Genomic DNA, 24,401 nt, shown 5'->3' with positions numbered 1-24,401 from the left:
CAGCCCGTTGCGCATCGGTCACCGACAACGGCGGAATCTTCGGACCCGGACGACTCATACCCAACCAACGACGAATCTCTGACTCAGGTCACTAGTACCAGGACCCGCGGGCCGGTGGCAGCGCGGCGATCTCCGCCAGGTCCTCACGGGTGAGCACCAGGTCCACGGCCTTGGCGTTCTGCGCCGCCCAGCGCTCCTTCTTCGTGCCCGGCACCGGCACGACATGCCGGCCCTGCGCCAGCGTCCACGCCAGCGCCACCTGCCCCGGCGTCGCCCCGTACCGGGCGCCGACCCGCCGCAGCCCGGCCACCACCGGCTGGTTCGCGGCCATCATCTCGGCGGTGAAGCGGGGGTGGCGGGCCCGTGTGTCCTCCGGTTCGAAGCCCTGCCCCGGGGTGAGGGTGCCGGTCAGATAGCCGTTCCCCAGCGGCATCGCCGCCAGGAAGCCGACGCCCCGCGACTCGCACCACGGCAGCAGCGCCTCCAGCGCCTCCGGCGACCACACGGACAGCTCGGCCTGCACACCGCTGACCGGGAACACCTGCTGGATGCGCTCCAGTTGGGCCAGCGTGCCGTCGTGCATCCGGGACCGGGGCCGCGCCCCGGTGGCCGGCCGCCGCCCCGTACGGGACATACGGGCCGGCCGTACCGCCCGCGCGCCCACCGCGCACAGCCCCAGCGACCGCACCTTCCCCGCCGCCACCAGCTCCGCCATCGCCCCCCAGGTCTCCTCGATGGGCACCTCGGGATCGGCCCGGTGCAGCTGGTAGAGGTCGATACGGTCGGTCTGCAGCCGGCGCAGCGAGGCGTCGCAGGCCCGCTTCACGTAACCGGGCCGCCCATTGGCGACGATGTGCTGCTCACCCACCAGCAGCCCGCACTTGGTCGACACGAACGCGTCCGCGCGCCGCTCCTTGAGCACCCGCCCCACCAGCAGCTCATTGGTGAACGGGCCGTACATGTCGGCGGTGTCCAGCAGGCTGCACCCCCGGTCCAGCGCGGTGTGCACGGCCCGCAGCGAGCTGTCCAAGCTGCGCTGCGACTCGGTGTACCCCCAGCTCATCGGCATACAGCCGAGTCCGATGGCGCCCACGTCAAGGGTCGCCGCACCGATTGTCCTGCGCTCCACCTGGTTGTGCCTCCGTCCCCTCGCCCCCGGTCAAGGGCCAGACCAAACTAACGTCTGAACAGAACGTCTCTTCGCATAGCCTCGGGCCATGGCCACAGCAGAGCAGCGCACCGATGCGCACGACGTCTGGCTCCCGATCCCGCCCGACGAGATCGAGGGCCTGCCCGAGGGGCTCCACTACGTCCACTGGGACGCCGGCCCCGAGTACCCGGCCGACCCCGCCCGGTGCGCCTTCTACGCCGTCCCCTACATGAAGGAGGTGGAGACCCTCCTGCGCCCGCTGTCCCGGATGAGCCGGGTCCGGGCGGTGCAGACGCTCACCGCGGGCGTCGACCACATACTCCCGGGGCTGTCCGACATGCCCTCCGGTGCCCACCTGTGCAACGCCCGCGGGCTGCACGACGCCAGCACCGCGGAGCTGGCGCTCACCCTGATCCTGGCGGCGCTGCGCGACATCCCGGGCTTCGTCCGGGCCCAGGACGCGGGGGAGTGGCGGCCGGAGTTCCGCCCGGCGCTGGCCGACAAATCGGTCCTCATTGTGGGCTATGGTTCGATCGGCAGTGCCATCGAAGACCGGCTCACACCCTTTGAGTGTGCGCGGGTGGCGCGCCTCGCACGCACCGCCCGTGACACAGTGCGCGGTCCCGTGCATCCACTCTCCGACCTGCCCGCCCTCCTGCCCGACGCGGACGTCGTCGTGCTGGCGACGCCGCTCACCGACGCCACGCGTGGCCTGGTGGGAAGCGCTTTCCTGGCCCGGATGAAGGACGGCGCACTGCTGGTGAACGTCGCGCGCGGCAAGGTCGTCGACACCAAGGCGCTTCTCGCCGAGCTGGAATCCGGACGACTGTACGCGGCGCTCGATGTGACCGATCCGGAACCCCTGCCCCCCGGACATCCGTTGTGGCACGCTCCCGGCGTGCTCGTCACTCCACACGTCGGTGGCCCCAGTTCTGCCTTCCTGCCCCGTGCGAAGCGGCTGCTGCGGGACCAGTTGACGCTTTTCGCGGCCGGGGAGCCCCTGCGAAACGTGATCGCCACGGCCGACTGAAACCGGTTGCGCGTAGCGCTACGAGGCCGTACGACTGCAAGGAGTGTTCGCCCTTCGCTCTTAGTCACGCTCCGTAGAGACGCTATGTCCCTGAGTGACGGAACTGGTGTATCGTCCCGAGCGGGGACGACGCCGGGAACGACGCGGCGCGTGCGAACGATCCGGGACTCGAGGGGGGCGACGGGCGATGTACGGCCGATGGACGAGTAACGAGAAGCACGATCCACGAACGCCCGCGGGAATACTGCGCGGTCCCCACGAGCGTCGCGCGCGGCGTCTCCCGGTGCGGATGCAGGGGAGAGTCCGGTGAGCGCCCCCGGGGCGATGCTCTCCCGGCCGCCGGCGTCGGCGGGCAACCCCCCGAGCGTGGTGCCACAGGTCGTGCTGGCCGTGGTCTGCGGTGGCTATGCCATCGGTGCGGCGTTCGGCTGGGGATCTCCCGAAGCCGCCGCGATCATGGGGGACTTCGGCCTCAGCTTCGCGGCGTTCCTGGCGGCCGTCTCCTGCGGGCTGTACGCACGCAAGCGCCGCAGCCGGTTCCGTCCGGCCTGGATGCTGTTCGCCGCGTCCTCCGCGATGGCCGGCCTCGGCAACGGCGTGTGGGGCTGGTACGAGGTCGTCGAAGGGGTCACGGTACCCAGTCCCTCGCTGGCCGACTTCTGCTTCCTGCTCTTCGCGCCGCCGGCCATCGTGGGCCTGCTGGTGCTCGCCAAGAGGCCCGTGACCAGGGCCGGTTGGGTCTGTCTGGGCCTCGACTCCTGGCTGATCGCCGGGTCGCTGGTCACTCTCTCATGGAGCCTCGCGCTCGCCCACACCGCCCACTTCCAGGGCCGCAGCGTGGCCCAGAGCGCCCTGTCGCTGGCCTATCCGCTGCTGGACATCGTGCTGGTCAGCATGGTGCTCGCGCTGCACTTCCGGCGCTCCTCGGTGCACCGCTCGGCCATCAACACCGCGGTCGCTGCGCTGGCGCTGACGGTGCTGTGCGACGCCCTGTTCAGCTCACCGCTGCTGCGTGAGCACTACCGCTCCGGCCAGATCCTGGACGCCGGATGGTTCGCCGGCTCGATGCTGCTCGCCTACGCGCCCTGGGTCGCCCGCCGCTCGGGCGAAGGGGGCGCCGAGGAGGAGGCCAAGCCCGCCGCCCGCCGGGTCCAGCCGCACGGCAGCCGGCCCATCGCCGGTTCGCTCGCCGCCCTGACCCCGTACCTCGCCGCCGCCGTCTGCACCCTGGGCATCCTCACCAACGTCCTGGACGGACGGCGCATCGACCGCGTGGTGCTCTTCACCGGCTGCACGGTCGTCCTCGCGCTGGTCGTCCGCCAGGGCATCATGCTGCTCGACAACATCACCCTCACCCAGGAGCTGGCGCAGAAGGAGAACCACTTCCGCTCCCTGGTGCAGGGCTCCAGCGACGTCATCATGATCGCCGCCCCGACCGGTGTGCTCCGCTATGTGAGCCCGGCCGCCGCCGGGGTCTACGGGCGCGACGCCGAGGAGCTGGTCGGCTCCGAGCTGGCCTCCCTGATCCACCCCGAGGACCTGGGCCGGGTGGTCCACGAGGTCCGCAGATTCCTCGCCGCGGCACCCGAGGACGAGCCGACCACCCGTATCGAATGCCGCTTCCGCGCCGGGGCGCAGCGCTCCGGAGGGGACGGCTGGCTGAACGTCGAGTCCACGGTCAACCGCCACCACGGCGGCCTGATCTTCAACTCCCGTGACGTCACCGAACGCGTCCGGCTGCAGGCCCAGCTCCAGCACAACGCCTCGCACGACGCGCTCACCGACCTGCCCAACCGCGCGCTGTTCACCGAGCGCGTCACCCAGGCCGTCACCGGCCGCCGGGCCAGCGACCACGACACCGCCGTGCTCTACATCGACCTCGACGGCTTCAAGCAGGTCAACGACACCATCGGCCACCAGGCGGGTGACGAACTGCTGGTGCAGGCCGCCCGCCGGCTCGCCGACTCGGTGCGCTCCGGCGACATAGCGGCGCGGCTGGGCGGCGACGAGTTCGCCGCGCTGATCACCGGCGACGGCACCCGCGACCGGGCCGCCCGGGAGTTCCGTATCCACGAGATCGCCGACCGGCTGCGCATCAAGCTCTCCGAGCCGTACCGCATCGACGGCCGGGACGTGCGGGTGGCGGCCAGCATCGGTGTCGCCTTCGCCGAGCCCGGCGTGAGCCCCGCGGGCCTGCTGCGCAACGCCGACCTCGCGATGTACCGCGCCAAGCAGGCCGGCAAGGGCCGCGTGGAGCTGTACGCCCCGCAGATGCAGCACGAGGTCGCGCACCGCGCCGAGCTGGCCGGCAAACTCCGTACGGCGCTCAACGACGGCGCCTTCGCGCTGCTGCACCAGCCGGTGGTGGAGCTGGCGACCGGACAGGTCACCGCGGTCGCGGCACACGCCCGCTGGCGCTCCGCCCAGGGCATCCTCTTCACCCCGGCCGAGTTCCTGCGGGTCGGCGACCGCGGCAGGGTCGCCGACGCGGACGGCGACCGCGCCGCGGAGCTGGACCGCTGGCAGCTGGAGGAGGCCGTCGAGCAGGCCGCGGCGCGCCACCGGGCGGGCTATCCGGTCCCGGTCGCCGTGCGGCTCTCCGCCCGCCGGCTGATGGACCACGCACTGTCGCCCAAGGGCGTCGAGACCCTGCTCACCCGGCACGGTCTCCCCTCCCGCGCGCTCGTCGTGGAGCTGTCCGAGAGCGACCCCCGCCTCCCGCTGGACGACCTGGAGCGCCGGCTGGTCGCGCTGCGCCGGCTGGGCGTACGGATCGCCCTCGACGGCTTCGGCAGCGGGTACGCCGCGATCAGCGCACTGCGCCGGCTCCCGGTCGACGTCCTGCGGCTGGACCGCGGGCTGGTGGACGGTGTGGTGGAGTCCGCCCGGCTGCACAAGATCACCGCCGGGCTGCTGCGGATCGCCGGCGACCTGGGGATGCAGTCCGTCGCCGACGGCGTCGACCTGCCCGAGCAGGTGCTCGCCCTGCGCTCCATGGGCTGCACGCACGGCATGGGTGCGGCCTTCTCCGGGCCGCTCGACGAGCACCGGCTGCGGCGGTCCCTGACGCACGCCCGCTATCCGGTACCGGACCCGGCGGGAGGGAGCCGCGCGGTCGTGCTCACGGGCGGCGGACTGCCCGTCCGGCAGGGCGGCCCCGCGGGCCCGGAATCGCTCGTACATCCGCCATTGCGCTCAAATAGTGAGACCTCCGTCCCACCCACTTGACACTCGGTGCACGGCGGGGGGAGGGTCAGTGCCATGCGCACCCGAATTCTCGTACTTGGAAAGCGCGTCGGCTGACGCCGGGTCTGACGAAACCCGGCTCATCGCACCGACGCGCTCCCCTCGCTTGCCACCTGGCACGGGGGGTTTTTTGTTGCACAGCAACCTCACAAATCCCGTCAAAACCCTCAGCTTCGAGAAGAGACGCAGATGACCGAGCAGGCCTCCGGGGCCCACCATCCGCAGCCGCGGGCCCGTACCGCCGGCGGACCGCAGCAGCCCGCCACCGTCGAGCACGTCACGGGTGCACAGTCCCTCATCCGTTCGCTCGAGGAGGTCGGGGCCGACACCGTGTTCGGCATCCCCGGCGGTGCGATCCTCCCGGCGTACGACCCGATGATGGACTCCTCGAAGGTCCGGCACGTCCTGGTGCGCCACGAGCAGGGCGCCGGTCACGCCGCCACGGGATACGCGCAGGCCACCGGCAAGGTCGGGGTCTGCATGGCGACCTCGGGCCCGGGTGCCACCAACCTCGTCACCCCGATCGCCGACGCCCACATGGACTCCGTCCCGCTGGTCGCGATCACCGGTCAGGTCGCGTCCAAGGCGATCGGTACGGACGCCTTCCAGGAGGCGGACATCTGCGGCATCACGATGCCGATCACCAAGCACAACTTCCTGGTCACCGACCCCGCCGAGATCCCCCGGACGATCGCCGAGGCGTTCCACATCGCGTCCACCGGCCGCCCCGGCCCGGTCCTCGTCGACATCGCCAAGGACGCGCTCCAGGCGCAGACCACGTTCTCCTGGCCGACGCAGACCGAGCTCCCCGGCTACCGCCCGGTGACCAAGCCGCACGCCAAGCAGATCCGCGAGGCCGCCCGGCTGATCGTCGAGTCCAAGCGCCCGGTGCTCTACGTCGGCGGCGGCGTCATGAAGGCCGGCGCCACCGCCGAGCTCAAGGTGCTCGCCGAGCTGACCGGAGCCCCCGTCACCACCACCCTGATGGCGCTGGGTTCCTTCCCCGACAGCCACCCGCAGCACGTCGGGATGCCCGGGATGCACGGTGCGGTCACCGCCGTCACCGCGCTCCAGAAGTCGGACCTGCTGATCACCCTCGGCGCCCGCTTCGACGACCGGGTCACCGGCAAGCTGGACTCCTTCGCGCCGTACGCCAAGGTCGTGCACGCCGATATCGACCCGGCGGAGATCGGTAAGAACCGCGTCGCGGACGTGCCGATCGTCGGTGACGCCCGCGAGGTCATCGCCGACCTGATCGTCGCCGTCCAGGCCGAGCACGACGCCGGGCACAGGGGCGACTACACCGCCTGGTGGAAGGACCTCAACCGCTGGCGCGACACCTACCCGCTCGGCTACGACCTGCCGGAGGACGGCAGCCTGTCCCCGCAGCAGGTCATCGAGCGGATCGGCAAGCTCGCCCCCGCCGACACCATCTACGCCGCGGGCGTCGGCCAGCACCAGATGTGGGCCGCCCACTTCATCGGCTACGAGCAGCCCTCGACCTGGCTGAACTCCGGTGGCGCCGGGACCATGGGCTACGCCGTCCCCGCCGCGATGGGTGCCAAGGCCGGTCAGCCGGACCGTACGGTCTGGGCGATCGACGGTGACGGCTGCTTCCAGATGACCAATCAGGAACTGGTCACCTGCGCGCTCAACAACATCCCGATCAAGGTCGCGATCATCAACAACGGTGCGCTCGGCATGGTCCGCCAGTGGCAGACCCTGTTCTACAACCAGCGCTACTCCAACACCGTGCTGCACAGCGGCCCCGAGTCCAACGGCCTGGTGACGGCGGGCAAGGCCAGCGGCGGCACCCGCGTCCCGGACTTCGTGAAGCTGGCCGAGGCCATGGGCTGCGTCGCGATCCGCTGTGAGGACCCGGCGGAGCTGGACGCGGTCATCGCCAAGGCCAACGCCATCAACGACCGCCCGGTCGTGGTCGACTTCATCGTCCACGAGGACGCCCAGGTGTGGCCGATGGTCGCCGCCGGCACCTCCAACGACGAGGTCATGGCCGCCCGGGGCGTGCGTCCCGACTTCGGCGACAACGAAGACGACTGAGCCCAGGACGTCACGGACGCACGGAAGAAGAGAGAAGACCCATGTCCAAGCACACCCTCTCCGTCCTGGTGGAGAACACCCCCGGCATCCTCGCCCGGATCGCCGCCCTGTTCTCCCGCCGCGGCTTCAACATCGACTCCCTCGCGGTCGGGGTCACCGAGCACCCCGACATCTCCCGCATCACCATCGTGGTCAGCGTCGAGTCGCTGCCGCTGGAGCAGGTCACCAAGCAGCTCAACAAGCTCGTCAACGTCCTGAAGATCGTCGAGCTGGAGCCCGGCGCCGCCATCCAGCGCGAGCTGGTCCTGGTGAAGGTCCGCGCCGACAACGAGACCCGCTCGCAGATCGTCGAGATCGTCCAGCTCTTCCGCGCCAAGACCGTGGACGTCTCGCCCGAGGCCGTCACCATCGAGGCCACCGGGTCGAGTGAAAAGCTGGAGGCCATGCTCAAGATGCTGGAGCCGTACGGCATCAAGGAACTGGTGCAGTCCGGAACCATCGCCATAGGCCGTGGCGCCCGGTCCATCACCGACCGCTCGCTGCGCGCGCTGGACCGTACGGCCTGACCGCCCCCGGTCCGACCGGACCGCATGGCGAGACCCACCGCCCTTCCCCGCCCCGCCCGACGTACTGTGTGGGCACCCGCTAGATCCAAGGAGATACCCGAAGTGGCCGAGCTGTTCTACGACGACGATGCCGACCTGTCCATCATCCAGAACCGCAAGGTCGCGGTCATCGGCTACGGCAGCCAGGGCCACGCCCACGCGCTGTCGCTGCGTGACTCGGGCGTCGATGTGCGGGTCGGTCTGCACGAGGGCTCCAAGTCCAAGGCCAAGGCCGAGGAGCAGGGTCTGCGCGTGGTGACGCCCGCCGAGGCGGCCGCCGAGGCCGACGTCATCATGATCCTGGTGCCGGACCCGATCCAGGCCAAGGTCTACGAGGAGTCCATCAAGGACCACCTGAAGGACGGTGACGCGCTGTTCTTCGGCCACGGCCTGAACATCCGCTACGGCTTCATCAAGCCGCCGTCCAACGTGGACGTCGCGCTGGTCGCCCCCAAGGGCCCGGGCCACCTGGTCCGCCGCCAGTACGAGGAGGGCCGCGGCGTCCCGTGCATCGCGGGCGTCGAGCAGGACGCCTCGGGCAAGGCGTTCGAGCTGGCCCTCTCCTACGCCAAGGGCATCGGCGGCACCCGCGCCGGCGTCATCAAGACCACCTTCACCGAGGAGACCGAGACCGACCTGTTCGGTGAGCAGGCCGTGCTCTGCGGCGGTGCCTCGGCGCTGGTCAAGGCCGGCTTCGAGACCCTGGTCGAGGCGGGCTACCAGCCCGAGATCGCGTACTTCGAGTGCCTCCACGAGCTGAAGCTCATCGTGGACCTGATGTACGAGGGCGGCCTGGAGAAGATGCGCTGGTCGGTCTCCGAGACCGCCGAGTGGGGCGACTACATCACCGGCCCGCGGATCATCAACGAGAACACCAAGGCCGAGATGAAGAAGGTGCTCGCCGAGATCCAGGACGGCACCTTCGCCAACACCTGGATCGCCGAGTACAACGCCGGTCTGCCGAAGTACAACGAGTACAAGAAGGCCGACGAGGACCACCTGCTCGAGACCACGGGCAAGAAGCTCCGCAAGCTGATGAGCTGGGTGGACGACGAGGCGTGAGCCCGGGGACAGGGGGTCGCGGCAGGTGCCGCGGCCCCCTCGTCCATGGCGCCCCGCGGCGCCTTGTCCGCCGCGTAGAACCCCGCACGGGTGATCCTTCCGTTACGGCAGAGGACGCGCCCCGCACCACCACTAGACTGCCAAGCACAAGCGCGTCAGGCTCACAGCGTCGTGCGTCTTCCACGCGGCATTCCCCTTCACCGCCTGCGGCCGTCGGGACGGCCGTCCTCCCGCCACTGCCTGAAGGGCGTGGGAGGTACCCCCATCGGACTAGATGAGGACTGAAGACCACGTGAGCTCGAAACCTGTCGTACTGATCGCCGAAGAGCTGTCGCCCGCCACGGTCGACGCCCTCGGCCCGGACTTCGAGATCCGGCACTGCAACGGCGCGGACCGCGCCGAGCTGCTGCCCGCGATCGCCGACGTCGACGCCGTCCTCGTGCGCAGCGCGACGAAGATCGACGCGGAGGCCATCGCCGCCGCGAAGAAGCTGAGGGTCGTCGCCCGCGCGGGCGTGGGCCTGGACAACGTCGACGTCTCCGCCGCCACCAAGGCCGGCGTGATGGTCGTGAACGCCCCGACCTCCAACATCGTCACCGCCGCCGAGCTGGCCTGCGGTCTGCTGGTCGCCACCGCGCGCAACATCCCGCAGGCCAACACCGCCCTGAAGAACGGCGAGTGGAAGCGCAGCAAGTACACCGGCGTCGAGCTGAGCGAGAAGACCCTCGGTGTCGTCGGCCTCGGCCGGATCGGTGTCCTGGTCGCCCAGCGGATGTCGGCGTTCGGCATGAAGGTCGTCGCCTACGACCCCTACGTCCAGCCGGCCCGTGCCGCGCAGATGGGCGTCAAGCTGCTGACCCTCGACGAGCTGCTGGAGGTCGCGGACTTCATCACCGTCCACCTCCCCAAGACGCCGGAGACCGTCGGCCTCATCGGGCACGACGCGCTGCACAAGGTCAAGCCGTCGGTCCGGATCGTCAACGCCGCGCGTGGCGGGATCGTCGACGAGGCGGCGCTGGCCGACGCGCTGAAGGAGGGCCGGGTGGCCGGCGCGGGCCTGGACGTCTACGCCGTCGAGCCCTGCACCGACTCCCCGCTCTTCGAGTTCGACCAGGTCGTCGCCACCCCGCACCTCGGTGCGTCGACGGGTGAGGCGCAGGAGAAGGCCGGTATCGCGGTCGCCAAGTCGGTGCGGCTGGCGCTGGCCGGCGAGCTGGTGCCGGACGCGGTCAACGTCCAGGGCGGAGTGATCGCCGAGGACGTCAAGCCGGGCCTGCCGCTGGCCGAGCGCCTGGGCCGGATCTTCACCGCGCTGGCCGGCGAGGTCGCCATGCGGCTGGACGTCGAGGTCTACGGCGAGATCACCCAGCACGACGTCAAGGTGCTGGAGCTCTCCGCGCTCAAGGGCGTCTTCGAGGACGTCGTCGACGAGACGGTGTCGTACGTCAACGCCCCGCTGTTCGCGCAGGAGCGTGGTGTCGAGGTGCGGCTGACGACCAGCAGCGAGTCGCCCGAGCACCGCAACGTGGTGACCGTGCGCGGCACCCTCGCGGGCGGCGACGAGGTGTCGATCTCCGGCACGCTGGCCGGCCACAAGAACATCCAGAAGATCGTCGCGGTCGGTGAGCACTCGATCGACCTGGCGCTCGCCGACCACATGGCGTTCCTGCGCTACAGCGACCGCCCCGGTGTCGTCGGCACCGTCGGCAAGATCCTGGGCGAGGCGGGCATCAACATCGGCAACATGCAGGTCTCGCGGGCCGACGTCGGCGGGGAGGCGCTGGTCGCGCTGACCGTCGACGACACCATTCCGCCGAACGTGCTCAGCGAGATCGCCGAGGAGATCGGCGCGACCTCGGTGCGCGCGGTGAACCTCGGCGACTGACCGCCAGGTCTTCGCAGGTCAACGGGCCCGGCCTCCGCTTCGTGCGGGGGCCGGGCCCGTTCGCGTGCCCGCATCGTACGGGCGCGCTCGCGGTCCGCGAGCCGGTGTGCGGCGAGGTCGTACCCCGTCCCGCGTTCACCCGAATGGCCTATTCGGGGGTGAGGCCGCTGGCGCCGTCGGCGGCGTCGTGGGGCCGCCGGAGCCGCCGGATGCGGGTCCTCCCGACTCGCTGGGGAGATGTTCGCGTCGCGCAATGGGAACTGCGCGTGCCCCCGCCGGTGCGTGCGGAAGGAGAGCGACGCCATGAATGCACCCCTGGGGGACGCCCCGCAGAGCCTCACCGGCCTGCATGTGGTCGATGCGGACGGCGCGAAGGTGGGCCGGGTCCAGCAGGTCTACCGGGACGATGCCACCAACGAGCCCGAGTGGATCACGGTGCGCACCGGGCTGTTCGGCATGAAGGAGACCTTCATCCCGCTCGCCGGCGCCCGGCGGACCGGCGACGAACTGCATGTTCCGCACGCCAAGGCCACCATCAAGGACGCGCCGCGGATCGACGCCGACGGCCATCTCGACCCCTCCGAGGAGGCCGAGCTGTACCGCCATTACGGGATGACCCGGCCGGGCACCCCCGACCCGGGCTCCGCCGCCCCGGACGCCGCCGACCGGGGCGGACCCGCGTCCCGTCCCGGCCCCCGGGCGGCGGAGGACACCGCGCCCCCGCCCACGGGCGGCGAGCGCAACAAGCTGGTCGAGGGGCCGATGGCGGGCGCGGGATCAGGTACCCGGGCCGGACCGGGGGACGGCGACACCGTGCGCGGCAAGGAGCAGCTGCCCGAGACCGGACCAGGGGAGCACGAGGGCCGGGACCGTCAGCGCGAGGGGGAGCGGGGCTTCGGCGACGGCACGGGCGGGCGCGAGGGGCCGGACCGGCCGCGGTGACCGGAGCCGGGCGGCCGGACGCCCACTCGCTATACGTACGTCTAAAACGGGCGTCTGGTACGAGCGTATGTGTGGCGATAGGCTGCCTTCATGGGACACCGTGAAGATCTCCTGGAGGGCGCCAAGCGCTGCCTCCTGGAGAAGGGATACGCGCGCACCACCGCCCGCGACATCGTGGCCGCGTCCGGCGCCAACCTCGCCTCCATCGGCTACCACTACGGCTCCAAGGACGCCCTGATGCGCCAGGCGATCATCGCGTCCAGCGAGGAGTGGGGAGCCGGCGTGGCCCAGATGCCGCCCGCCGGCGAGCCGCGGCCGGGCGACGCCGACCCGCTGGAGCGGTTCGCCGAGGTCTGGGACCTGTTCCTGCAACGGATCGCCACGGAGCGGGAGTTCATCGCCGCACAGGTCGAGGTGCTGGGGCTGCTGCCGCGCGACGCGGCCCTGCGCGAGGCGATCGGCGAGGTGCTCCCGGAGGGCGGCGAGGGCCTCGTCGCGGTCTTCGAAGGGGTGCCGGACACCGAGGTCGACGCGGAGTCCGCACGCGTCGTCGGCTCCTTCTACCAGGCACTGCTCACCGGCCTGATGGTCCAGTCGCTGCTCACCCCGGACACCATGCCCTCCGGCCAGGATCTGGCGACCGCGCTGCGCCGGGTCACCGCGGGCGAGGTGCTGGGGAAGAAGGGGTGACGTAGGTCCGGGGCAGGTCGGCGCGGCGGTGCCGAGGACGCCGCCGATCTGCCGGGCGGCGCCGGAGGTCGCCCCGCGCGGCCGCGGCTCTCTCAGGCGTTCACAGCCGCGCCGCCTTGAGGGCCATGTGCAGCAGCAGCCGGTGCTCGCCGTCGGCCAGGTCGAGGCCGGTGAGCTTCTCCACCCGGCCGAGGCGGTAGTAGAGCGTCTGCCGGTGGATGCCCAGGGCCTGTGCGGTACGGCTCGCCTGGCCCGCGCAGTCGAGGAACACCTCGGCGGTGCGGGCGAGTTCCGCGTGCGCGGGGGCCAGCAGCGGGCCGATGGCCGGGTCGGGGGCGGTACCCGGCAGGGCGGTCAGCATGCGGTACGCGCCGATGGCGTCCCACTGGGTGATCGGGCCCAGCCGGGGCTCGGCGTGCGCCGCGCGGGCCGCGGCCAGCGCCTCCCGCCAGGTGGCCGGGAGATCGGTCAACTCCCTTGTCCCGGCGCCGATTCCGGCGGCACCGGGCCGGAGCGGCGGGAGTGGCCCGGAGTCGGCGCCCTTCCGGCCGCCGCGCGGCGCCTCGGCCGCCGCGGTGCCCGCGCGCGGGGAGCGCAGCAGATGCTCGGCCACCGCGTGGGCCGGGCCGGACGCGCCGGACGAGCGCAGGCGGACCAGCGCGGCCAGGGCGGGTAGGGGCTGCGGGCGGGCGGCGGGCCCGGTGCGGCCGTCGCGTCCCGGGGCGGGCTCCGGCTCGTCCGTCCCCGTGGCCGGTCCGTCCGCCGGGCCGCCCGCCGGCAGCGCACAGGCCGCGAGCAGGCCAGGGAGGCTCGGCAGCGGTGCCGCGTCGGTGTCCGAGGTGTCCCAGGGCAGCACCGCGACGAGGGTGAGCGGGGTGCCCGGGGTGAAGCGCAGACTGTCCCGCAGCGCGTCCCGCATTGCGGCCGCCGCGGCCGGCCGGCCGTCGGGCTGTGCGACCAGCAACTCCCGCAGCAGATCGGCGAGTTCGGAGCCGGCGCGGGCCTCGTCGGCCAGGAGTGCGCCGATCCGGGCGGCGGTCTCCATCGCCTGCGCGATCCGCGGGTCGGGCGGCGCGCCCCGGCCGCCCAGTTCGAGATCGGTCAGATGCCCGTCGTCCAGCAGCCAGACATAGCCGTGTACGACACCCCGATGGCGTACGGGCAGACAGATGCGGCCCCGGAAGACCCCGGCGGCCGGGTCGGGCGGAATGCGCAGCGGGATCTTGGCGCGGGCGATCCCGAAGGCCTCGAACCAGGCCCGTACCGCCGCCGAGGAGCGGCGCTGCAGGATCGAGCGGGTGCGGACCGGGTCCATCACCTCGTCGTCGTCGCCCTCGTGCGCGCCGAACGCGATCAGCCCGAAATCCCGGTCCTCCAGCGTCGCCGGTGCGCCGAGCGCCGCCGAGATCTCGTCCACGAGCTGCTGGTAGTCGCCCCGCATCGGCCGTCCGGCCCCTCTCCTGTCGTCACACCACCGGCACCGCCGGTGACTCGGACACCTCTCACCCCACTGGCACCACTGGCACGGTCACCTCACCCCCATTCTCATACATCTGTCTGAGATCCCGACCACGAAGGCGTGACAGCTGTCGATGGCCGGGAAGTGGCGCGATCCTTAAGTTTCAGGTGGCTCAATATTGCCGACGCGTTCGCCCGCCCGGTGTCCGCCCGGTACTTGTCACCCTGAATCGTGGAGGTGCCCATGCTGGGTCCCGTGCTTCTGGCCGCAGCGCGCAGCGACAGCATCCGCCGGATCGTCGCCGCCGCCCCGGTCACCCGGCCGGTGGTGAACCGGTTCGTCGCCGGCGAGCGCCTGGACGAGTCCATGGCGGCCGTCCGGTCGCTGGCCGCCCGCGGCCTGGAGGTCACCCTCGACCACCTCGGCGAGGACATCACCGACCCGGCCGAGGCGCTGCGCAACCGTGACGCCTACCTGCAGCTGGCCGCGGCTCTCAAGGAGCACGGACTCGGCGTCAAGGCCGAGATGTCGGTCAAGCTGTCCGCCTTCGGGCAGGCGCTGTCCGGCGGCCATGAACTGGCCCTGAAGAACGTCACTCCGGTGGTCGAGGCCGCCGCCGAGGCCGGGACGACCGTGACCCTCGACATGGAGGACCACACCACGGTCGACTCCACCCTCGCGATCCTCGCCGACCTGCGGGAACGCTTTCCCCAGACGGGCGCGGTGGTCCAGTCCTACCTCTTCCGTACCGAGGACGACTGCCATGCGCTCGCCGGGGAAGGCTCCCGGGTGCGGCTGGTCAAGGGCGCGTACAAGGAGCCCGCGACCGTCGCCTTCCAGGACAAGCGGGAGGTCGACAAGGCCTATGTGCGGTGCCTGAAGATCCTCATGGCGGGGGAGGGCTACCCCATGATCGGGTCGCACGACCCGCGGATGGTGGCCATCGGCCAGGAGCTGGCGCACCGCAACGGCCGCAAGCCGGCCGACTACGAATTCCAGATGCTGTACGGCATCCGTGAGGCCGAGCAGCAGCGGCTGGTCGCCGAAGGGCACCGGATGCGGGTGTACATCCCCTACGGCACCGACTGGTACGGCTACTTCATGCGCCGACTGGCCGAGCGCCCCGCGAACCTCGGGTTCTTCCTGCGGTCGCTGGCGACCCGCGGCTGATCTTCGCGCCTGATCGCCCCGCCGGGGCGGGCGCGGGTGGATGCTGGAAGCCGGGGGAGACATCTCCGTGCGGCGCCGCCCGCGGCCGCCCACCCGAAGCGGCCGCGGCCGCACCACCGACGTACGAAAACCGACGAGCGAAATCGAAGGAGACACGGCCGCTATGGACGCTGTGACCCAGGTCCCCGTGCCGGTGAACGAGCCGGTCCACACCTACGCCCCCGGCAGCCCGGAGCGTTCCCGCCTGGAGGCCAAGCTCAAGGAGCTGGCCGGCAACCCGATCGAGCTGCCCATGACCATCGGCGGCGAACAGCGGATGGGCGGCGGCGAGCGCTTCGACGTCGTGCAGCCGCACAACCACTCCGCCCGTCTCGGCACGTACGCCAACGCCACGGTCAAGGACGGCCAGGACGCGGTCGACGCCGCGCTGGCCGCCGCCCCCGCCTGGCGCGCGCTGTCCTTCGACGACCGCGCCGCGATCATCCTCAAGGCCGCCGACCTGCTCTCCGGCCCCTGGCGCGAGACGATGGCCGCCGCCACCATGCTCGGCCAGTCCAAGACCGCCCAGCAGGCCGAGATCGACACCCCCTGTGAGCTCATCGACTTCTGGCGCTTCAACGTGCACTTCGCGCGCCAGATCCTCGCCGAGCAGCCCCCGGCGAACTCCCCGGGCGTCTGGAACCGCTCGGACCACCGCCCCCTCGAAGGCTTCGTCTACGCGATCACGCCGTTCAACTTCACCGCGATCGCCGGCAACCTCCCGACCGCGCCCGCCCTCATGGGCAACACCGTGGTCTGGAAGCCGTCCCCGACGCAGACCTACGCCGCCGTGCTGCTGATGCAGCTGCTGGAGGAGGCCGGGCTGCCCAAGGGCGTCATCAACCTCGTCACCGGCGACGGCAAGGACGTCTCCGAGGTCGCGCTGACCCACCCGGACCTCGCGGGCATCCACTTCACCGGCTCGACCAAGACCTTCCAGTACCTGTGGAAGACGGTCGGCAACAACATCGAGAACTACAAGACCTACCCGCGACTGGTCGGCGAGACCGGCGGCAAGGACTTCATCGTCGCCCACCCCTCGGCCGACCGCGCCGTGCTGAAGACCGCCATGACCCGTGGCGCCTTCGAGTTCCAGGGCCAGAAGTGCTCCGCGGCCTCCCGCGCCTACGTCCCGGCGTCGCTGTGGAACTCCGGCCTCAAGGAGGAGTTCGCCGCCGAGGTCGACGCCCTGTCCATGGGCGACGTCTCGGACCTGTCGAACTTCATGTCCGCCGTCATCGACGAGCGCTCGTTCGCCAAGAACAAGGCGGCGATCGACCGCGCCAAGGCCGACCCGACCGTCGAGGTCGTGGCCGGCGGTACGTACGACGACAGCGAGGGCTACTTCGTCCGCCCGACGGTCCTGGTCTCCACCGACCCGGAGAACGAGATCTTCAAGGACGAGTACTTCGGCCCGATCCTCGGCGTCTACGTCTACGACGACGCCGACTACGACACCATGCTCACCCAGATGGAGTCGGCCTCGGCCTACGGCCTGACCGGTTGCGTCATCGCCCAGGACCGTGCCGAGGCGGCCCGCACCTGCGAGCTGCTGCGCTTCGCGGCCGGCAACTTCTACATCAACGACAAGCCGACCGGCGCCGTCGTCGGCCAGCAGCCCTTCGGCGGCGGCCGCGCGTCCGGCACCAACGACAAGGCCGGCGCCAAGCAGAACCTGATGCGCTGGACCTCCACCCGCTCCATCAAGGAGACGCTGGTCCCGCCGACGGACTACCGCTACCCGCACATGGGCTGACGTCCGACGGCCGCACGCCGACGGCCCGGCACCCCTCTCCCCGGGGGCGCCGGGCCCTCGGCGTGCTCTCAGGCTTTGCGCGGAGGGCCGGTGATGGCCTCGCCGATGGTGAAGCCCTTGGCGGGGCCGTCGGGGATGACGACGTCGATTCCGTACCGCGCGCGGTGACTCTGGGCATAGGTGGCTTCGCCGGGGCTCGGAGAGGAGAGAACGGTGACGGTGCCCATGCCGTCGTAGTCGTCGATGAGGATATAGACGGGGATTCCGGCACGGGCGTAGGCGCGGCGCTTGCGGACGCGGTCGCGCTGCTTGCAGTCATGACCGGGCGAGACCACCTCGGCGACGAGTGCTACGCAGCCGACGTCAAGGCCGATCCCGTCTTCGGCCACGTATTCGGCGTCGTCTGCGAAGGCGGTGATGGCGTCTTCGAGGGCGATGATGAGGTCTGGAATCCAGACCTTACGGCCGTGGATGATGTTCGTGTCATTGGTAACGGCATAGGCACTCGACTGCTTGTCGAGGTACTGCGTCAGTTGTCGGCGCAGTTGAAAGCTGATGCGGCTGTGGCTGTGGCGACCGGTGGGCGACACCTCGATGGACCCCTCGATGATCTCGGCGTGGAAGCCCTCGGGGAGTTCCATGGCTTTCCATGCCTGCCACAGGACCTCGTCCAGCTCGGGTCCGGGGGTCGTGTCCTCCGGTGTCGTGATCTCCGACATCGTCACGGGCGCCTCCTGCGCGAGCGCGGTCATGGTGCAGCACCTCCTCCTAAGTGTGGGCGGGCTCGGCCTCGTGGCACAAGCGACACCGCCACGCTAGGGAGCGCCAGGACGGCCATGACCAGCAAATATCCGGGGATCACTCGTTCGAGCGCACGCTCGCCGTCTCAGATAGTAGGAAGCCCAAGTAATTGTGCAGACATCACGGCCGAGCTGTCCTAGCGTTGTAGGAGCCGAACGTAACGCTCCATCGAGCGATTGCGGATGTGGCCCGGTGCGCAAGCGCAGGTGACCCCTGCCGTGCCGAGGCCCCCGCGTTTTCCGGCCGCTTCTGGATCGACGCATCCCATTTTCTCGGGGCTCTGGCATAGGAGACGTGAATCATGGCTGAGACTGCCGTCCGCAGGACCCGTCACTCCGCCCGTACGAACGGCGACACCGACCGCAGGAACGCCGCGGCCGCCCTCCAGCGTGCCCTCGACCGCCGTGACAACGGCGGCTCCACCGGGCACTGAGATAGTGCGCGCACGACCCGGGTCGATGCTGTCGCGGCCGGCGTCCATGCCCTGCCGCTGCTGCTGGCGCATCCGGCTGTCCGTGGCCCGGTGGCTCTTTCTCTCCTGAGCGTTCCCTGTAGGGGCACCCGGATTCCGGGTGCCCCTACAGGTGGGCGCTGATCATTCCGCGGGTGAGCGGGTCACCTCGAAGTGGTCGATGCGCTCGCCGGACTCGGCGAGGGCGGTGACCTTCATCCGCGGATGGCGGCCCGGGGTGACCTCGACGGCGATGAAGGAGTAGCCGGTGTAGCGGACCCGGGACCACTCCACGGTCTCCTTGGTCTTCTTCTGGCCCTTGGACCAGTGGTAGGTGTCCACGTGGTCGAGGTCCTTGACGTGGCCCTCGTAGCTGTCCGGCACGGGGAAGTCGTAGAGGGCCCGGCCCGCGCCGCCCGCGGTCACGTACACGATGCCCTCGCGGGTGGAGTCCACGCGCGCGCCGATCGGCATCTTCTTGGCGACCCGCCCGCCCTTGAGGGCGTCGGTCCGCTCGTAGACGTGGTTGTGGCCGTTGACGACCAGGTCCACCTGGTGCTTCTCGAACAGCGGCAGCCACGCGTCACGCACCGCGCCGTCGGAGGCGTGCGAGTTGGTGGTGGAGAAGGCGCAGTGGTGGAAGAACACCACGAGGAAGTCGATGCCGTCGGTGGCGCGCAGCTCGGCCAGCCGGCGGTCGAGCCAGCGGGTCTGCCGGCCGTCGGTGTAGCCCTGGTTGGCGGGGATCTCGTAGGAGATGTCGTTGGCGTCCAGGGCAACGACGGCGGTGTTGCCGTAGGTGAACGAGTAGACGCCGGGGGCGTGTTCGGCGTCCGGGCCGTTGCCGGGCAGCGTCCAGCGGGCGTTCTGGCCGCCGTAGCCGTTGGGGGAGTACCAGGCCTCCATGTCGTGGTTGCCGGTGGTCACCATCCACGGCACGGACTTGGCCACCGACTCGGTCTGCGCGAGGAACTGGTCCCAGACCCGGGCGTCGTAGGCGTCGTGCTCGGAGCCGTCGCCGTCGGTGTCCGCGTAGCAGATGTCGCCGGCGTGCAGGTGGAAGGACGGGTTCTGCCCCAGGATCAACTGGTCGTTGGCGAGGGCGTGGTAGCTCACGCCCTGGTCGCCGAAGGCGGTGAAGACGAACGGCTCGGGGCGGGCCGGGGCGGTGCGGAAGGTGCCGACGGTGGAGAAGTGGCGCGGGTCGGCCGGGTCGAAGCCGTCGTGGCCGACGCCGTAGTAGTACGTGGTTCCCGGGCGCAGCCCGTCGAGCGCGGCGTGCAGGTAGTACTGCTGCACGGCCGGCAGCTTCGCGGACAGCGACGGGGTGTGCAGCGGGCGGACCTCGGCCTCGATCTTCCGCCCCAGGTCCCACGGCTCGATACCCACCCGCAGATACGGCCGCTTGACCGCGAACGGCGCCTGCCAGCTCACCCGCATCTGGCTCTTCGGGTCGGCGCCGAAGGCCAGGTGGCGGCCGAACGGGGCGACCAGCGCACCGTCGACGGCGGTCGTGGCGGGCGAGGACAGCAGGGTGGGCGAGGCGGCCTGGGCCGAACCGGACAGCAGCCCGGAGCCCGCCACCACTCCCGCGGTGGCCGCCGAGGTGCGCAGCAGGCCTCTGCGGCTCAGCTTCGTACGGAGGTAGTCATGCTGTTCCGGCATGCTCATCCGGGCCGCCAGCTGCTCCGGGATGCCGACGCGGGGGGTGTGCGAGGGCAGGGGGGCGGCCCCACGGGATGTTCCAGTCATGCCGCCGAATTTCGCAGCGTGATCCGACAGCTGTGGGGACAGCGGGTGAACGGGAGCTGACCGGCTCCCCATGTGTCCGTATGGCGGACGTTACGTGTCAATCACTGGGACGCGGCGTAGGGTCCAGACATGTCTCGCAGCATTCGCCTCGCAGTGATCCCCGGTGACGGTATCGGCCAGGAGGTCGTGGCCCAGGGCCTGAAGGTCCTGACCGCGGTCCTCCCGCAGGACGTCAAGCTGGAAACCCAGGAGTACGACCTGGGCGCCCGGCGATGGCATGCGACCGGTGAGACGCTGCCCGACGCGGAGCTGGAGTCGCTCAAGCGGCACGACGCGATCCTGCTCGGTGCGATCGGCGACCCGTCCGTACCGTCGGGTGTGCTGGAGCGCGGTCTGCTGCTCAAGCTCCGCTTCGCCTTCGACCACTTCGTGAACCTGCGCCCGTCGAAGCTCTTCCCGAACACGAGCACGCCGCTCGCCGGCCGCCCGGACATCGACTTCGTGGTCGTCCGCGAGGGCACCGAGGGGCCGTACACCGGCAACGGCGGCTCGCTGCGCACCGGCACCCCCGCCGAGGTCGCCACCGAGGTCAGCCTCAACACCGCCTACGGCGTGGAGCGGGTGGTCCGCGACGCGTACGAGCGGGCCAACGCCCGCCCCCGCAAGAAGCTGACGCTGGTGCACAAGAACAACGTGCTGGTGTACGCGGGCCACATGTGGAAGAACATCTTCGACAAGGTCGGCCAGGAGTACCCCGAGGTCACCACCGACTACCTGCACGTCGACGCCGCGACGATCTTCTTCGTCACCCAGCCCGAGCGGTTCGACGTGATCGTCACCGACAACCTCTTCGGCGACATCCTCACCGACCTCGCCGCGGCCGTCACCGGTGGTATCGGCCTGGCCGCCTCCGGGAACATCAACCCGACCGGCGACTTCCCCTCGATGTTCGAGCCGGTGCACGGCTCCGCGCCGGACATCGCGGGCACCGGCAAGGCCGACCCCACGGCGACGATCCTCTCCGTGGCCCTGCTCCTGAACCACCTCGGCTACGCGCCGCAGGCCGCCCGCATCGAGGAGGCGGTGGCCGCCGACCTGGAGGCCCGGGACGGCTCGGCACGCAGCACGGACGAGATCGGCGACGCGCTCGCCGCACGCGTAGCGGGCTGAGGCCCTCGCGCAGACACGCACCATGGACAGCGCCGGGCCTTCCAGGGCCCGGCGCTGTTCACGTGGGCCCGGCCCGGCCGGGTGCGACCATCGGACCCGGACCGCGTACGCGGTTCCGGCGGCGCGGGCCCACGGGCGATAATCGGACGTGGCATCGTTGCCCGTGAGGAAACTCGGACGTCCCAGTAACGGCCGGTACGTTCAGGAGCCTCATGAGCGCGGCCGCCACAACCGCACCCTTGCCGCACGGTGGGGGCCCGACCCCTTGCCCCGGCCGGAGGGCTGGGCCGGGGGGCGCTCCCCAGCCGACGCTGGGAGGTACCCCCAGGTATCGCACACGCAGTGAAGGACACACATCCATGACGACGATCGAGCTCAAGCCCTCCTCGCACCCGCTGTCCGACGCGGAGCGGGAGCAGATCCTGGCCGCCCCCGGCTTCGGCCGCCACTTCACCGACCACATGGTGACGATCAGGTGGACGGAGGGCCGCGGCTGGCACGACGGGCAGCTCGTGCCGTACGGCCCGCTCTCCCTCGACCCGGCGACCAACGTCCTGCACTACGCCCAGGAGATCTTCGAGGGCCTCAAGGCGTACCGCCGGCCCGACGGCTCCGTCGCCACCTTCCGCCCGGACGCCAACGCCCGGCGCTTCCAGGCCTCCGCCCGCCGGCTGGCCATGCCGGAGCTGCCCGTCGAGACCTTCATCGAGGCCTGTGACCTGCTCGTCCAGCAGGACAAGGACTGGGTGCCCGCACACGGCGGCGAGGAGTCGCTCTACCTGCGCCCGTTCATGATCGCGACCGAGGTCGGCCTGGGCGTGAAGCCCGCCAACGAGTACCTCTTCGTCGTCATCGCCTCGCCGGCCGGCGCGTACTTCGCCGGCGGCGTCAAGCCGGTCTCCATCTGGCTGTCCGAGAACCGCGTGCGGGCCGTCCCCGGCGGTATGGGCGACGCCAAGACCGGCGGCAACTACGCCGCCTCGCTGCTCGCGCAGGCCGAGGCCGCCGAGCAGGGCTGCGACCAGGTCGCCTACCTCGACGCCGTGGAGCACAAGTGGGTCGAGGAGCTCGGCGGGATGAACCTCTACTTCGTCTACGGCGACAAGATCGTCACGCCCACGCTGACCGGCTCGCTGCTCGCCGGGGTCACCCGTGACTCCCTGCTGTCCGTGGCCCGCGACCTGGGCTACGAGTCGGAGGAGGCCCGGGTCTCCATCGACCAGTGGAAGGCCGACACCGCGGACGGCACCCTCACCGAGGTCTTCGCCTGTGGCACGGCCGCCGTGATCACCCCGGTCGGCACGGTCAAGAGCGCGGGCGGCGAGTGGACCCAGTCCGACGGCGAGCCCGGCAAGGTCACGCTGAAGCTGCGCGAGGCGCTCCTCGACATCCAGCGGGGTGTCGCCGAGGACCGGCACGGCTGGATGCACGAGCTGGGCTGAGCCCGCCGACGGCCGTGTGCCCGGACCCGGACGGGGCCGCCCCCTTGAGCGGGTGGGGGCGGCCCCGTCCGGGTCCGGGCCGGTTCAGCCGGCCTCCGCGGGGGCTTCCGCCGCCGGGGCAGGAGCCGGGGCCGGGGGAGCGGACGGCCGGGCGCGCGGCGCCGCGACCGGGTGCGGGTCCCGGACGGTGAGGGCCAGATACGCGAGCCCGCCCACGGCCGCCGCGAGCAGGAAGCTGAGGTCGACACCGCCGGTCAGCGGCAGCAGCGGCCCCCGGTAGAGCGGGGTGTCCACGCCCGTCAGGCCGACCAGCGAGCCCAGCACCCAGGCCAGCGTCGCCCGGACGTGCCAGCCCGCCCGGTACCAGTAGCGGCCCCCGCGGGTGCCGCGGTTGTAGACCTGGAGCGACTCCGGGTCGTAGGCGCCGCGGCAGCGGACGAAGCCGATCACGGTGATCACCGCCCAGGGGGTCCCGACGGCGGTCATCAGCAGCACGAACGAGGTCATCGCGTCCTGCGCCGCCCACAGGAAGTGGCCGGCGTAGACCAGCGTGGTCGCGCCCGCGGCGACGACGTAGGTGGCCTGGGTGCGGGTCGCGCGCGGCAGGATCGCGTCCAGGTCGAGGCCCATGCTGTAGAGCATCAGCCCGGCGTTGCCGACGGAGCCGGCCGAGGCGTTGAGCAGCAGCAGCGCCAGGTACCAGAGCGGCGCCCCGGCCACCAGCGGGCCCGCGTAGTCCGTTCCCGCACCGACCGCGAGCGCGGTGAACGTGCCGAAGAGCTGCGGCACCAGCAGGCCGGCCAGCAGGCCGAGGCAGGTGGCGCCGAAGACCTTCCGGGCGCTGTGCCGGTGCGGGGAGATGTAGCGGCTGTAGTCGCCGAGCAGGGTGATGAAGGCGATGGGGCCGCTCAGGCCCGCGGAGACGGCGGCCAGCAGCCAGGTCTGCCAGAAGCCGCCGAGCAGATACGCGCTGCCGGGCGGCGCGGCGGTGGTGAAGGTGTCGGCGTAGGCCACGACGCCGACGGCCAGCAGCACGGTCAGCCCGAGGGCCAGCACCTTGCTCAGCCGCAGCAGCACCCGGTACCCGTAGACCGCGCCGACGGCGGTGCCACCGGCCAGCAGGGCGTAGACCAGGGCGTGCACCGTGCCGTTCGGCGGCAGCCCGGTCAGCCGGTGCAGACAGCCCACCACCGCGTCGCCGCCCACCCACAGGGTCAGCGCGGTGTAGCCCAGCGACAGCAGCAGGCCGATGACCGAGCCGATCAGCCGGCCGCGCACGCCGAAGTGGGCACCGCTGCTGGTGGAGAGGTTGGTGGCGCTGCGCAGCGAGACCAGGGCGAGCGGGGCGGTCAGCAGGGTGCCGACGGCGGTGCCCGCCGCCAGGGAGGTCACCGAGGGCCAGAAGCCGAGCCCGAAGGAGACCGGGAGCCAGCCGAAGATCACCACACCGAGTGCGAGGTTCGATCCGAGCAGGATCGAGACCAGGTCGCGAGGGCCGCTGGTGCGTTCCTCGTCCGGGACGGTGTCGACTCCGCGTTGTTCGATCGGCATGAGGGCTCCCCTGAGAGGCCGGGCGGCGGGCGGGTGAGGCGCGGCGGCGCTCCGTACGGGGCTGCCCGCCGGGGGCGGTGCGCGCCGGGCGCGGCCGGGGCCGCCTCACGAGATGTTTAGAGCGGCAGTCGATTCACCG

The 24,401-nt window shown here is 71.2% G+C and carries 18 protein-coding genes; 13 read left to right on the top strand and 5 right to left on the bottom strand.

Annotated features, from left to right (window positions below):
* Positions 1-91 precede the first annotated feature (91 nt).
* Complete coding sequence (locus ACWC9R_RS22770) at positions 92-1,129, bottom strand: aldo/keto reductase (protein ID WP_450734031.1); 1,038 nt, start codon at positions 1,127-1,129, stop codon at positions 92-94.
* A gap of 88 nt (positions 1,130-1,217) precedes the next feature.
* Here ACWC9R_RS22770 and ACWC9R_RS22765 point away from each other — a divergent pair, with 88 nt between their 5' ends.
* From ACWC9R_RS22765 to ACWC9R_RS22730, 8 genes are all read left to right on the top strand, one after another.
* A complete protein-coding gene (locus ACWC9R_RS22765; protein WP_450734029.1) occupies positions 1,218-2,180 on the top strand; it encodes a 2-hydroxyacid dehydrogenase in 963 nt (320 codons plus the stop codon).
* Positions 2,181-2,486: 306 nt separating this feature from the next.
* On the top strand, positions 2,487-5,408 hold the full coding sequence (locus tag ACWC9R_RS22760) for a putative bifunctional diguanylate cyclase/phosphodiesterase (protein WP_450734027.1): 2,922 nt from the start codon (positions 2,487-2,489) through the stop codon (positions 5,406-5,408).
* Positions 5,409-5,615: 207 nt separating this feature from the next.
* Complete coding sequence (locus ACWC9R_RS22755; protein ID WP_450734025.1) at positions 5,616-7,487, top strand: acetolactate synthase large subunit; 1,872 nt, start codon at positions 5,616-5,618, stop codon at positions 7,485-7,487.
* A 41-nt stretch (positions 7,488-7,528) separates the two neighbouring features.
* The gene (ilvN, locus tag ACWC9R_RS22750; protein ID WP_127153167.1) at positions 7,529-8,053 is read left to right on the top strand and encodes an acetolactate synthase small subunit; all 525 of its coding nucleotides are present in this window, start codon (positions 7,529-7,531) and stop codon (positions 8,051-8,053) included.
* 102 nt (positions 8,054-8,155) lie between these two features.
* Positions 8,156-9,154, top strand: coding sequence for a ketol-acid reductoisomerase (gene ilvC / locus ACWC9R_RS22745; RefSeq protein ID WP_362610761.1), 999 nt, complete (start codon positions 8,156-8,158; stop codon positions 9,152-9,154).
* 292 nt (positions 9,155-9,446) lie between these two features.
* Positions 9,447-11,039 carry a phosphoglycerate dehydrogenase gene (gene serA / locus ACWC9R_RS22740; RefSeq protein WP_450734022.1) on the top strand — a complete coding sequence of 531 codons (1,593 nt, stop codon included), beginning with the start codon at positions 9,447-9,449 and terminating at the stop codon, positions 11,037-11,039.
* A gap of 303 nt (positions 11,040-11,342) precedes the next feature.
* A complete protein-coding gene (locus tag ACWC9R_RS22735; protein WP_450734021.1) occupies positions 11,343-11,981 on the top strand; it encodes a PRC-barrel domain-containing protein in 639 nt (212 codons plus the stop codon).
* Between the two features lie 90 nt (positions 11,982-12,071).
* Positions 12,072-12,671 (top strand): TetR/AcrR family transcriptional regulator, encoded by a 600-nt coding sequence (locus tag ACWC9R_RS22730; RefSeq protein ID WP_450734019.1) that lies wholly within the window; start codon positions 12,072-12,074, stop codon positions 12,669-12,671.
* A gap of 100 nt (positions 12,672-12,771) precedes the next feature.
* On the opposite strand, the gene ACWC9R_RS22725 is transcribed toward ACWC9R_RS22730, so the two are convergent.
* Positions 12,772-14,112, bottom strand: a complete 1,341-nt coding sequence (locus tag ACWC9R_RS22725) for a PucR family transcriptional regulator (protein WP_450734018.1) — start codon at positions 14,110-14,112, stop codon at positions 12,772-12,774.
* Positions 14,113-14,373: 261 nt separating this feature from the next.
* On the opposite strand from ACWC9R_RS22725, the gene ACWC9R_RS22720 reads away from it, so the two are divergent.
* Both ACWC9R_RS22720 and pruA read left to right on the top strand, forming a co-directional pair.
* Entirely contained in the window at positions 14,374-15,300 is a 927-nt protein-coding gene (locus ACWC9R_RS22720; protein WP_362610748.1) for a proline dehydrogenase family protein, read from the top strand.
* Between the two features lie 163 nt (positions 15,301-15,463).
* Positions 15,464-17,095 carry an L-glutamate gamma-semialdehyde dehydrogenase gene (pruA, locus tag ACWC9R_RS22715; RefSeq protein ID WP_450734015.1) on the top strand — a complete coding sequence of 544 codons (1,632 nt, stop codon included), beginning with the start codon at positions 15,464-15,466 and terminating at the stop codon, positions 17,093-17,095.
* Positions 17,096-17,163: 68 nt separating this feature from the next.
* Here the strand turns inward: pruA and ACWC9R_RS22710 are convergent, their stop codons facing one another.
* Complete coding sequence (locus tag ACWC9R_RS22710; RefSeq protein ID WP_450734014.1) at positions 17,164-17,847, bottom strand: Uma2 family endonuclease; 684 nt, start codon at positions 17,845-17,847, stop codon at positions 17,164-17,166.
* Between the two features lie 350 nt (positions 17,848-18,197).
* Here ACWC9R_RS22710 and ACWC9R_RS22705 point away from each other — a divergent pair, with 350 nt between their 5' ends.
* Positions 18,198-18,329, top strand: coding sequence for a hypothetical protein (locus ACWC9R_RS22705; RefSeq protein WP_450734012.1), 132 nt, complete (start codon positions 18,198-18,200; stop codon positions 18,327-18,329).
* Positions 18,330-18,491: 162 nt separating this feature from the next.
* Here the strand turns inward: ACWC9R_RS22705 and ACWC9R_RS22700 are convergent, their stop codons facing one another.
* Complete coding sequence (locus ACWC9R_RS22700; RefSeq protein WP_450734011.1) at positions 18,492-20,099, bottom strand: fibronectin type III domain-containing protein; 1,608 nt, start codon at positions 20,097-20,099, stop codon at positions 18,492-18,494.
* 129 nt (positions 20,100-20,228) lie between these two features.
* Here ACWC9R_RS22700 and ACWC9R_RS22695 point away from each other — a divergent pair, with 129 nt between their 5' ends.
* Complete coding sequence (locus ACWC9R_RS22695; protein WP_450734009.1) at positions 20,229-21,269, top strand: 3-isopropylmalate dehydrogenase; 1,041 nt, start codon at positions 20,229-20,231, stop codon at positions 21,267-21,269.
* Positions 21,270-21,628: 359 nt separating this feature from the next.
* Positions 21,629-22,711: a branched-chain amino acid aminotransferase gene (locus ACWC9R_RS22690; RefSeq protein ID WP_450734007.1), complete on the top strand. Its 1,083-nt coding sequence runs from the start codon at positions 21,629-21,631 to the stop codon at positions 22,709-22,711.
* Between the two features lie 84 nt (positions 22,712-22,795).
* On the opposite strand, the gene ACWC9R_RS22685 is transcribed toward ACWC9R_RS22690, so the two are convergent.
* Positions 22,796-24,262: a cytosine permease gene (locus tag ACWC9R_RS22685; RefSeq protein ID WP_450734005.1), complete on the bottom strand. Its 1,467-nt coding sequence runs from the start codon at positions 24,260-24,262 to the stop codon at positions 22,796-22,798.
* Between the last annotated feature and the right edge of the window lie 139 nt (positions 24,263-24,401).

It is taken from the genome of Streptomyces sp. NPDC001219 (genome assembly GCF_053597915.1).
Note: the sequence above shows the minus strand (reverse complement) of the source record. Positions and strands in the feature narration are given on the sequence as shown.

What these genes read in the sequence shown, in the direction of transcription:
- ACWC9R_RS22765 (WP_450734029.1), top strand. Translation starts at nt 1,218, where the DNA reads ATGGCCACAGCAGAGCAGCGCACCGATGCGCACGACGTCTGGCTCCCG.
- ACWC9R_RS22755 (WP_450734025.1), top strand. Translation starts at nt 5,616, where the DNA reads ATGACCGAGCAGGCCTCCGGGGCCCACCATCCGCAGCCGCGGGCCCGT.
- ilvN (WP_127153167.1), top strand. Translation starts at nt 7,529, where the DNA reads ATGTCCAAGCACACCCTCTCCGTCCTGGTGGAGAACACCCCCGGCATC.
- ACWC9R_RS22735 (WP_450734021.1), top strand. Translation starts at nt 11,343, where the DNA reads ATGAATGCACCCCTGGGGGACGCCCCGCAGAGCCTCACCGGCCTGCAT.
- ACWC9R_RS22730 (WP_450734019.1), top strand. Translation starts at nt 12,072, where the DNA reads ATGGGACACCGTGAAGATCTCCTGGAGGGCGCCAAGCGCTGCCTCCTG.
- ACWC9R_RS22725 (WP_450734018.1), bottom strand. Translation starts at nt 14,112, where the DNA reads ATGCGGGGCGACTACCAGCAGCTCGTGGACGAGATCTCGGCGGCGCTC.
- ACWC9R_RS22720 (WP_362610748.1), top strand. Translation starts at nt 14,374, where the DNA reads ATGCTGGGTCCCGTGCTTCTGGCCGCAGCGCGCAGCGACAGCATCCGC.
- pruA (WP_450734015.1), top strand. Translation starts at nt 15,464, where the DNA reads ATGGACGCTGTGACCCAGGTCCCCGTGCCGGTGAACGAGCCGGTCCAC.
- ACWC9R_RS22710 (WP_450734014.1), bottom strand. Translation starts at nt 17,847, where the DNA reads ATGACCGCGCTCGCGCAGGAGGCGCCCGTGACGATGTCGGAGATCACG.
- ACWC9R_RS22705 (WP_450734012.1), top strand. Translation starts at nt 18,198, where the DNA reads ATGGCTGAGACTGCCGTCCGCAGGACCCGTCACTCCGCCCGTACGAAC.
- ACWC9R_RS22700 (WP_450734011.1), bottom strand. Translation starts at nt 20,099, where the DNA reads ATGACTGGAACATCCCGTGGGGCCGCCCCCCTGCCCTCGCACACCCCC.
- ACWC9R_RS22695 (WP_450734009.1), top strand. Translation starts at nt 20,229, where the DNA reads ATGTCTCGCAGCATTCGCCTCGCAGTGATCCCCGGTGACGGTATCGGC.
- ACWC9R_RS22690 (WP_450734007.1), top strand. Translation starts at nt 21,629, where the DNA reads ATGACGACGATCGAGCTCAAGCCCTCCTCGCACCCGCTGTCCGACGCG.
- ACWC9R_RS22685 (WP_450734005.1), bottom strand. Translation starts at nt 24,262, where the DNA reads ATGCCGATCGAACAACGCGGAGTCGACACCGTCCCGGACGAGGAACGC.